Origin of the sequence: Dapis purpurea BLCC-M126 (genome assembly GCF_050015975.1) — a bacterium.
Lineage (GTDB): Bacteria > Cyanobacteriota > Cyanobacteriia > Cyanobacteriales > Microcoleaceae > Trichodesmium.
Map to the genome: position 1 here is coordinate 1,170 of NZ_JBNHER010000170.1, position 10,640 is coordinate 11,809.

The window sequence follows — 10,640 nt, forward strand, 5'->3', positions numbered from 1 at the left end:
CTTGCACTCAATTTCTACAATCAAGCTTTACCTCTATTTCAGAAAATGGGCGATCATGGTGGGGAAGCAACCATTCTCAATAATATGGCTACTGTCTATGATAACTTAGGAGAAAAACAACTTGCACTCAATTTCTACAATCAAGCTTTACCTCTATTTCAGAAAATGGGCGATCGTCGTATGGAAGCAATCACTCTCAATAACATTGGCCTTGTCTACGATAACTTAGGAGAAAAACAACTTGCACTCAATTTCTACAATCAAGCTTTACCTATATCTCAGCAAGTAGGAGATCGCCGTGCGGAAGCAGGAATTCTCAATAATATTGCTGCTGTCTACGATAGCTTAGGAGAAAAACAAGCAGCTCTCAATTACTACCAGCAAGCTTTACCTCTAAGACTGCAAGTAGGGGATAGAGGTGGAGAAGCAACCACTCTTTTTAACATCGCTTGGCTCAAACAAGACCAAGGCAAACTCACCGAAAGCCTAAAATTCATAGAAAAATCCCTAGAAATAATCGAAGACCTCCGCACCAAAATAGTTGCAACTGACCTGCGCACATCATACTTTGCCACAGTTCAAGTTTACTATCAATTCTACATCGACCTCCTAATGCAACTGCACAAACAAAACCCCAACCAAGGTTATGACAGTAAAGCATTAACCGCCAGTGAACGCAGTCGTGCCAGAAGTCTACTAGACATCCTAGCAGAATCAGGAGCCGACATCAAAACCGGAGTCAACCCTCAACTCCTCGCTCAAGAAAAACAACTACTGCAAAAACTCAATACATTAGACCAAGCACGACAACTCAACACCCCTGGATACAACCCCGACGAACTCAAACAACAAATAGAAACCCTCAGCAACCAACTCCAACAACTAGAAGTCAAAATCAAACAAAACAGCCCTCGTTACGCCAATCTCAAATATCCAGAACCCCTCACCGCTTCGGAAATTCAACAACAAGTCATCGACCAAGACACCATACTTTTACAATATTCTTTGGGAGAAACAGGCAGCTATTTATGGTTAGTAACTCCCACAGAAATTAGCAGTTATGAACTACCGAAAAAATCAGAAATAGAAGAATTAGCTAAACAATTTAGAGAAGAAATTATCTCCCTTTCTCCAGTGCCAGAAACGGGAAATCAATTAAGTGAAATATTATTGTCGCCTGCAGCCAATAAATTAGAAAATAAACGATTAATTATTGTCGGGGATGGCATTTTACAGACCATTCCTTTTGCAGCTTTACCTTTGACCTCTGGCAATGAGGGGGGTAATAATTATCAACCATTAATTGTCAACCATGAAATAGTCACCTTACCCTCAGCATCAAGTATTGATATTCTCCGAGAACAAGTCAAAGGCAGAACTCCCGCCCCGAAAAAAGTAGCCGTTATTGCTGACCCAGTATTTGCAGATAACGATCCCAGATTTCAAACAGCTTCTCAACCAAAAAAAGAAACAGAAAATAATAATTTAACTGCAATGGCATTAACCCGTTCCCTAGAAGATTTTCTCGGTTCATCATTCAATCGTCTAGAAGGAACTCGTCAAGAAGCAGAAGCAATATTAGCATTAGTTCCTGACAGCTTAGAACAACTATCATTAGACTTCGATGCCAATCGACAAACCGCAATAAATCCTAAATTATCTGAATATCAAATAGTACATTTAGCCACTCACGGACTATTAAATGAAAGTCAACCAGAACTATCAGGATTAGTGCTTTCCTTGTATGATAAAACAGGGAAAGAAACATCAGGATTTTTACAATTAAACGAGATATTTAACTTAGAAATGCCAGCAGAATTAGTAGTATTAAGTGCCTGTGAAACAGGAATAGGAGAAGAAATTAGAGGGGAAGGATTAGTAAGTTTAACCAGAGGATTTATGTATGCGGGAGCCAAACGAGTAGTAGTAAGTTTATGGAGTGTGGCAGATAATTCGACTGCTCAATTAATGGAAAAATATTATCAGAAAATATTAGAAATGGATAAAAATCCTGTAGAGGCAATGAGAGAAACTCAATTAGAAATGTTGAGTTCACAACAGTGGAAAGCTCCCTTTTATTGGGCACCATTTGTTGTACAGGGAGAGTGGCAAGACACGGATTTGGCCACGGATGCACGGATGTAGGTTATGCTGCGCGACATGAATGGGCAGCGAAACGCACTGAAACTATAATAGTATTGAAGGTTTATAATTGTTTGGACAGGGACAAAATCTATGGTTTCTTGTAAGAAATGGTTATCTATTCTTGGTGTTAATAGTCTGATGTTATTTAATGTCAGTTTTCCTATATTAATGTTGCTCAATATTGTCAATGGGGGAGAAGTTATTGCTCAGACAGACAACAGTGCTGAAGCAGAAAGTTTATACGATCGGGGACTTGAACTATTTAAGCAGGGTACAGGAGAATCTTTGAGGGGGGCGATCGCCCTCTGGGAAGAGGCACTATTACTATTTAGGAAAACAGCTAACTTGACCAAGGAAGCAGTTACACTTCTAAGTATTGGTCGTGTCTACAATGACTTAGGAGAAAAACAAACAGCACTCAATTATTACCAGCAATCTTTACCTGTATTTCAGCAAGTAGGCGATCGCTATTGGGAAGCAATTACTCTCAATAATCTTGGCAGTGTCTACAATGATTTAGGAGAAAAACAAATTGCTCTCAATTACTATGAGCAAGCTTTACTTCTAAGACGACAAGCAAAGGACAAAGGTGGGGAAGCAACCACTCTCAATAATATTGGCACTATCTACGATGATTTAGGAGAAAAAAAAATTGCTCTCAATTACTATGAGCAAGCTTTACCTATGTATCAGCAAGTCAGGGATAAGGGTAAGGAAGCGATCGTTCTCAATAATATTGGTTTTGTCTACGATGATTTGGGAGAAAAAAAAATTGCTCTCAATTACTTCGAGCGATCCTTATCTCTAAGACGGCAACTAAAAGATAAGATTGGGGAAGCAACTACCCTCAATAATATTGCTAGTGTCTACGATGATTTGGGAGAAAAACAAAAAGCACTCAATTACTATGAGCAAGCTTTACCTATATCTAAGCAAACAGGCGATCGGCGTTTGGAAGCGACCACTATCAATAATATTGGCACTGTCTACAATAGCTTAGGAGAAAAACAAATTGCTCTCAATTACTTCAAGCAAGCTTTACCTACACTTCAGCAAGTAGAGGATAAGGCTGGGGAAGCAAATACTCTTTATAATATAGCTAAACTCAACCGAGACCAAGGCAACCTCACCGAAAGCTTAACATCTATAGAAAAATCCATAAAAATAATCGAAGACCTCCGCACCAAAATAGTTGCTCAAGACCTGCGCACATCCTACTTTGCCACAGTTCAAGATTACTATCAATTCTACATCGACCTCGTAATGCAACTCCACAAACAAAACCCCAACGAAGATTACGAAAGCAGAGCATTAAACGCCAGCGAACGCAGTCGCGCCAGAAGTTTATTAGACATCCTAGCAGAATCAGGAGCTGACATCAAAACCGGAGTAGATCCCCGACTTCTCGCCCAAGAAAAACAACTACTGCAAAAACTCAACACATTAGACCAAGCACGACAACTCAACACCCCTGGAGACAACCCAGACCAACTCAAACAACAAATTGAAACCCTAAGCAACCAACTCCAACAACTAGAAGTCAAAATCAAACAAAACAGTCCTCGTTATGCCAAACTAAAATATCCAGAACCCCTAAGTGCCAAGAAAATTCAACAACAAGTTATCGACAAAGACACCATACTTTTACAATATTCTTTGGGAGAATACCGTAGTTATTTATGGTTAGTAACTCAAAAAGAAATTAGCAGTTATCAACTACCCAAAAAATCAGAAATAGAAGAATTAGCTAAACAATTTAGAGAAGAAATAATCTCCCTTTCCCTAGTACCAGAAACCGGAAATAAATTAAGTGAAATATTATTGTCGCCCGTAGCCAATAAATTAGGAAATAAACGATTATTAATAGTAGGAGATGGCATATTACAGGCAATACCTTTTGCAGCGTTACCTTTGACCTCTCCCCCGACCCCTCTCCTGCTCCGAGAGGGGGGAAATATAGTAGAAGCAGAAAATTCCTCCACCCTTGCAGGGGGGAATGAGGGGGGTCAAAATTATCAACCCCTAATTGTGAACCATGAAATTGTCACCTTACCTTCATCTTCAAGTATTTCTATTCTCAGAGAACAAGTCAAAGGCAGAACCCCAGCCCCCAAAAAAGTAGCTGTTATTGCCGACCCAGTATTTCAAGATAACGACTCTAGATTTCAAACAGCTTCTCAACCAAAAAAAGAAACAGAAAATAATAATTTAACCAGAATGAAATTAAGCCGTTCCCTAGAAGATTTTCTCGGTTTATCTTTTAATCGTCTAGAAGGAACTCGTCAAGAAGCTGAAGCAATATTAGCATTAGTTCCTGACAATTTAGAAAGACTATCATTAGACTTTGATTCTAACCTAAAAACGGCAATAGATACCAACTTATCCCAATATCAAATCATACATTTTGCCACCCACGGTTTATTAAATGAAACTCAACCAGAATTATCAGGATTAGTGCTTTCTTTGTATGATGAAACTGGTAAGGAAACACCTGGTTTTTTACAACTAAACGAGATATTTAACTTAGAAATGCCAGCAGAATTAGTAGTATTAAGTGCCTGTGAAACAGGAATAGGAGAAGAAATTAGAGGGGAAGGATTAGTAAGTTTAACCAGAGGATTTATGTATGCGGGAGCCAAACGAGTAGTAGTAAGTTTATGGAGTGTGGCAGATAATTCGACTGCTCAATTAATGGAAAAATATTATCAGAAAATATTAGAAATGGATAAAAATCCTGTAGAGGCAATGAGAGAAACTCAATTAGAAATGTTGAGTTCACAACAGTGGAAAGCTCCCTTTTATTGGGCACCATTTGTTGTACAGGGAGAGTGGAATGATTAGTAAAATACTGGAAAATGATAAGTGGAATAACCTGCATATCTTTCATAAAATAAGAAATATAGAAATATAATGTATTGAAAATTTATAGTTGTGAAGCAAGGGTTAAATCTATGGTTTCTCCTAAGAGATGGTTTTCTATTCTCAGTGTTAATAGTCTGATGTTATTTAATGTCAGTTTTCCTGTATTAATGTTGCCCAATATTGCCAATGAGGGAGAAGTTATTGCTCAGATAGACCCCAGCTAGACCTCGACATTTATTTACTTATGGTCAGCCAAATTTATTTGAACCTGCCGCAGCTTATGATTATAGTTTAGCTAAAAATCACCCCTTTATTGATGGGAATAAAAGAACAGCTTTCGCAGTTATGGCAACTTTTTTATTGGTTAATAATTATTTGCTAGAAGTTCCCGAACTAGAAGTTGTACAAATGATGGAATAACTAGCAAGTGGAGAAGAAAATCAAAAATATCTTGGGAAGTGGTTAGCAGAAAATTCTATAGAGATTTAACGATTGAAATAATTTTTAGTTTAAAATTTTAACAAAACCCAGAAATTTATTTAAAATGTCCCCTATATCCCGCCGTAACTTTTTCCAATTTGCAAGTTCAATGCTTGCCACTCTTGGCATAAGTCAATTTAAATTTCTATCCCAAGTCGAAAATTATGGCAAAGTCTTAGCTCAAAGTACACCACGCAAACTGGCTTTATTAGTAGGAATTAATAAATATCAAAAAGCCCCATTAAGAGGTTGTGTAAATGATACAGAAATGCAACGTCATCTATTAATTCATCGTTTTGGTTTTAATCCGAAAGATATCTATATTCTAACCGATGAACAAGCAACTCGCCAAGGAATTTTAGAAGCATTTGAAGAACATTTAATTAAACAAGCAAAACCAGGAGATGTTGCAGTTTTTCACTATTCTGGGCATGGTTCCCGTGTTAGAGACCCTAATCCTATTGTCCAGACTTCTTTGATGGATGGTAGTGGTTTAAGTGGGACATTAGTTCCGGTCAATGGTTCTTTTCCTAATTCTGATATTGGTGGTGTAGTTAATGATATTATGGGGCATACTTTATTTCTGCTGACCTCTGCTTTAAAGACAGAAAATTTCACCGGAATTCTTGATAGTTGTTTTTCGGGAATGACAACTAGAGATTTTACTGTTCGTTCTCGTAGAGGTGGAAATAAAATAGAAATTACTTCTCAAGAAAAGGCTTATCAAGAAAAATGGTTATCTCGGCTGGATATGTCTAAAGATGAGTTTGTAAAAGGTTATCAAAGTGGTGTAGCAAAAGGAATCGTTTTTGCTTCTGCTAAACCTTTTCAAACTGCAAAAGATGTAAAAATTCTTGATTTTCATGCGGGAATTTTTAGCTATTTATTTACACAATATTTATGGCAAGAGACAGTTACGCCAAAAAAGGCGATCGCTTATACGAATAAACAAATTCCATCTGGGTTACAACAAAATCCATTTTATGAAGTTAAGACAGGTACTAAATTAGATAGTCAAGCTGTGTATTTGACCGATAATTCCTATCCCGTTGCTCATGGAGTTGTGACAGAAGTACAAGGTAATCAAGCTCAAATTTGGTTGGGAGGATTAGAAGCAAAAAAGATAAGTCAATTAACTAATGGTGCCGTATTTAATGTTATTTCTCCCCAAGAAAAATCTTCAGCTAAATTAATTTTTGAATCCCGTGATGGTTTAGTGGGAATTGCAACTATTAAAGGAGTTGTTAAACCAGGCTTTTTATTAGAAATTTAAAAAAAATTAATAAAATTACCACAAAGGTGAACTCAGAAACTCGGTTTTTTGTAGGTATTTATTATTCAAACTAAAGATTATAATTACGCTCGTAGTTAGGCTTTAGCCCCAATACCATTTATTTGTAACAATTCACTTAATAATTAGGGTTTGTGCTCAAAAGTCTTGTGGGTGAGGGTGGGTTGACTCCCACCCCCGCCCCTCCCAGGAGGGGAAGTGAGGAGATAGGAAGAGTAAGGAATGATAAGGAGGCAGGAGGAAGAATTATCCCTTGATTTTTCTAGCTCGCGTCAACCCAAAATCCTAACATGCATGAGCTTTAAAGAGCAAAAACCTTGTACTTTTTCCAGACCTAAAACGGCTAAAACCTTTACCTGTAAATGCTTTAAAATTTAATCAGCAAGCCCTAATTATGAAGATAACCTTAATTTCACTGAGGATTGTAATTTTTTATTATAGCGGTTTTCACAAAGATAGACTACAAAATTTCTTCCTTCTCTCCTAGATAACTAAAGCCTTCTCTCCTAGATAACTAAAGCCTTCTTCCTTTAAACCCAAATCTCTGTACTCTATATTAATGAAAACTGCTATAATATTATGTCCGGTTAAATAGTTATTATAATTAAAGTTCGTATTAGGGCTTCAACTCTATCTACAGTTTCGGGCTGAAGCCCTACTACAAACAAAAACTTTATTATAAGTGATTATCCGAACATGATATAAGTGCAACTTCATAGAGAAAAGGTATAAGATAGTATTTTATGGGCTAGAGTATAACTGATAAGTGAGTTATCGACTTGAATATAAACGCATTAGAGCAATACCTGTAATTGCAGCAACAAAAAACCAAGTCACAAATAAACCGATCACCTCACCAATAAATAAACCGATCGCCCCATAAACCAAACCACCGACTAACCAACCCAGAGGTAAACCAATTGCCCAAGCAATAATATTTGCAATCACCCACAAATCCTCCTGATAGATTTGCTTCCTCAGTACAAACCATTGACCTAATCCCAAAATCCCCCCCACAATAGCACCATTAATAAATCCGTGAAACAACCTCAAAAATATTTGCTCTGTTCGTGGAGCTATCCAACCTAATGCTCCCAAACTACTCGCTCCAATTAATAACCAACTTACAATACTCACTACCACCCACCATTTGCTGCGGAAAATCCGATTCCTCAACACTAACCATTGTGCTAATCCCACCACAGCTCCGCCGATAGCTCCTGAGAAAGCACCAACATAAGGTCTCACACCTACTTCCACAAATATTAAGCTGATGAAAAAGCCTACAACAGTAAAAAATACCCACTGCAAGCAAAAACCCCATGAAATTTTTTGGGCTTTGGCGTGGGAGCGATGATAATATAGCTTGGTGAGTGACATCAAATAAATTTTCTAGCAACTTTAATATTAATCAATAGGGAGTAGGGAGTAGGGAATAGGGAATAGGGAGTAGAAGAAAATAATTGATTTTATTTTTTATTATTGGATATGTCTAAATGTATGTTTATAATTCTATTATTACTTCAATCTCGCTACACTCCCCATCTTCTCATCTCCCAAGCCTTGGGCGAGATACAGGAGTAGGAAACATTTTTTTAAACTCAACACGCCGCTCTTGGGGTGAGTCTGGAGTCATATAACTCCATAAAGTTTCCCAATAGAAAAAAGATACTCCAGCAAAGTTTCGATTGCGCACTGCTTTTACCTGTTGTTGAATTTTGTCAATTGTCATAAATGTTTTCAAAGTTCCTGTGAGAATACCAATGCTGAAAGGAATTTTATTTTTAGCATTTTTGACTGAGGGTTGCTCCAACTCTTCTATAAATGAAGGTAAATCATCTCGATACACCTGCAAAATAAATTCATCTACTAAGCCTCTCTCAATCCAAGTTTGCCAGTCTTGTAGATAAAATTTGTAGGCAAAATCATAGGGATTAGAAGATACAGACACTATACAGTTTGGTTTAACCGCTTTGATAGATTTGTAAAGTCTTTCGATGAAGGCAGTAATTTGATTTGCCCGCCATTGCATCCATTCTGGATCTGTAAAATCTTCTGGAGGCATTTTGCCCTCATGTTGTTCTCGATAAAGGTAAACTGTAACCGGATCGTAGCCAAATTGTACTGGCATCCCAAAGCGATCGTCTATTTGAATGCCATCGACATCATATTTTGTGACAACCTCTAATATTAGGTCGAGAATAAAGTTTTGTACCTGGGGATGAATGGGGTTAAGCCAGACATTGTAGATAGAGAGAGACTGCTGTAGTTGAGTTAACAAAGACTCTTCATCTGATTCTGGGAGCAAATCTTTTAACTCTAGTTCAAAGAAACCCTCAGAAAAATTTCTATTTTTGTCAAGACTCGTTGTTACCCAGTGAGGATGACGTTTTACCAATAGAGAGTTTATTGGAGCCATGAAACCATATTCAAACCAAGGGATAACTCGTAAACCTTGACGATGGGATTGTTTAAATATTTCTCGGAGTACATCTTGACCAAGGCGAAACGTAGCAAGAGTAGGATCTTGAGGTTGACCAGTGATTTTTTTTGCAACATCACTGGGGTAAAATGTGTTACCTCGGTTCCAGGTTACGGGATAAACAGTGTTAAAGTTGAGTCGAGAAAGTTGACGGAGGGCACGATTAATTGCCCACGGAGTGAATAATACATTACTACTAACGTTAGTTATCCAGACTCCCCGCACTTCTTTATTTTCTGGTGTAGCTTTGGCAGTGACTGGAGTTGGAGGAGTTAATATTGTGCTTAGGGAAATAGATAGGACAGCGATCGCTACTCCCACTACTAGCCATATTTTTAATCGTTGGGAATTATGCCACATACTCACTTTTTGAGTTACCATAACTTACAAATTAGATGAATTTTATAGGTTAAATATACTTTACAGAGCTTAGAGATTTTTTAGTTATAAAGACTATGTAGTAATTTTATAGTTTTTATATGCTTCTATAGAAGCCATTTGATATCTTTACAAAGGTGCGAGTTTTTGGTAAAGGAGTCAGGAGTCATAAGATCGAGAATACAGAATAGGGAAAAAGGTAGAAAATACCCCCATACTCACTATTTCCCCATCTCTCCCTCTATTTTTAAATAGATCCCAAATGGGTTCTATAATAATAGGACAGGATTTACGCAGTATAAGGTATTTTCGTCCGAAGCGATCGACAGGGAAGCAATCTCAAATTGTAGTTTTTCCTACCTCATGCCTAAGTCTTGTAAGCCTTGATTATCTTAAGCAACTTAATCGGTAGTGAAACAATATGTATGGAAATCGACTTGTTTCCAGCCACATTTTTTATAAAGCATTTGAGCTGCGTGATTATTGTAAGTAGTCTGCAATTTTAATCTTTTTACACCTTTTTTGAGAGCAAAAGAAACAGCAGCATTCATCAAAAGTGAACCGATACCAGTTCTACGAGATTCTTCCAAGACAAACAAATCGTTGAGAATATAAACTTCACACATACTGACAGAACTTAAAGAAGTAAATAATTGGCAAAAACCAACAAGCTTTTCAGTTTTTCGAGATACAGCAACTAAAATTACTGAATCATCTTCAAACCTGTCTTGAATAAATGACTTTGCAGCTTCTAGATTACTTTTTTGTCCATAAAATACTCTATAAGCGTCAAATAAATGTATCAGCTCATCTATTATTTCTATACTTGCCTCAGTTACGAAAAAATTATCAGTTTTTAACATTGAATAAATTACAGAATTATTAATTATTAATTATTAATTGTTAATTAAATAATTGTGGTTTAAAGCCTCCCCTTTTAAGCCTCTCCTTTTAAGGGGAAAAAGCGGTCGTTTGCGGAGCAGTCCGTTAGGATGGGATGGC

7 protein-coding genes and 1 pseudogene are annotated in these 10,640 nt (G+C 37.2%); 5 read left to right on the top strand and 3 right to left on the bottom strand.

Annotated features, from left to right (window positions below; all coding sequences use genetic code 11):
• The 5 genes and pseudogenes from ACP6PL_RS15125 to ACP6PL_RS15145 all read left to right on the top strand — a co-directional run.
• On the top strand, positions 1–2,145 hold a 2,145-nt coding region (locus ACP6PL_RS15125), incomplete at its 5' end, for a CHAT domain-containing protein (protein ID WP_426546093.1).
• A 90-nt stretch (positions 2,146–2,235) separates the two neighbouring features.
• Positions 2,236–4,986, top strand: coding sequence for a CHAT domain-containing protein (locus ACP6PL_RS15130; protein ID WP_426546094.1), 2,751 nt, complete (start codon positions 2,236–2,238; stop codon positions 4,984–4,986).
• Positions 4,987–5,096: 110 nt separating this feature from the next.
• Positions 5,097–5,231, top strand: a complete 135-nt coding sequence (locus ACP6PL_RS15135) for a hypothetical protein (RefSeq protein ID WP_426546095.1) — start codon at positions 5,097–5,099, stop codon at positions 5,229–5,231.
• Positions 5,232–5,262: 31 nt separating this feature from the next.
• Positions 5,263–5,427 (top strand): annotated as a pseudogene (locus ACP6PL_RS15140) (type II toxin-antitoxin system death-on-curing family toxin); the annotation flags it as partial.
• Between the two features lie 124 nt (positions 5,428–5,551).
• The gene (locus tag ACP6PL_RS15145; RefSeq protein WP_426546096.1) at positions 5,552–6,760 is read left to right on the top strand and encodes a caspase family protein; all 1,209 of its coding nucleotides are present in this window, start codon (positions 5,552–5,554) and stop codon (positions 6,758–6,760) included.
• Between the two features lie 789 nt (positions 6,761–7,549).
• Here the strand turns inward: ACP6PL_RS15145 and ACP6PL_RS15150 are convergent.
• The 3 genes from ACP6PL_RS15150 to ACP6PL_RS15160 all read right to left on the bottom strand — a co-directional run bounded on the left by ACP6PL_RS15150 (position 7,550) and on the right by ACP6PL_RS15160 (position 10,501).
• Positions 7,550–8,158 (bottom strand): hypothetical protein, encoded by a 609-nt coding sequence (locus ACP6PL_RS15150; RefSeq protein ID WP_426546097.1) that lies wholly within the window; start codon positions 8,156–8,158, stop codon positions 7,550–7,552.
• A 169-nt stretch (positions 8,159–8,327) separates the two neighbouring features.
• Positions 8,328–9,641, bottom strand: coding sequence for a glycoside hydrolase family 10-like protein (locus tag ACP6PL_RS15155; RefSeq protein ID WP_426546098.1), 1,314 nt, complete (start codon positions 9,639–9,641; stop codon positions 8,328–8,330).
• 398 nt (positions 9,642–10,039) lie between these two features.
• Positions 10,040–10,501 (bottom strand): GNAT family N-acetyltransferase, encoded by a 462-nt coding sequence (locus ACP6PL_RS15160; RefSeq protein ID WP_426546099.1) that lies wholly within the window; start codon positions 10,499–10,501, stop codon positions 10,040–10,042.
• Between the last annotated feature and the right edge of the window lie 139 nt (positions 10,502–10,640).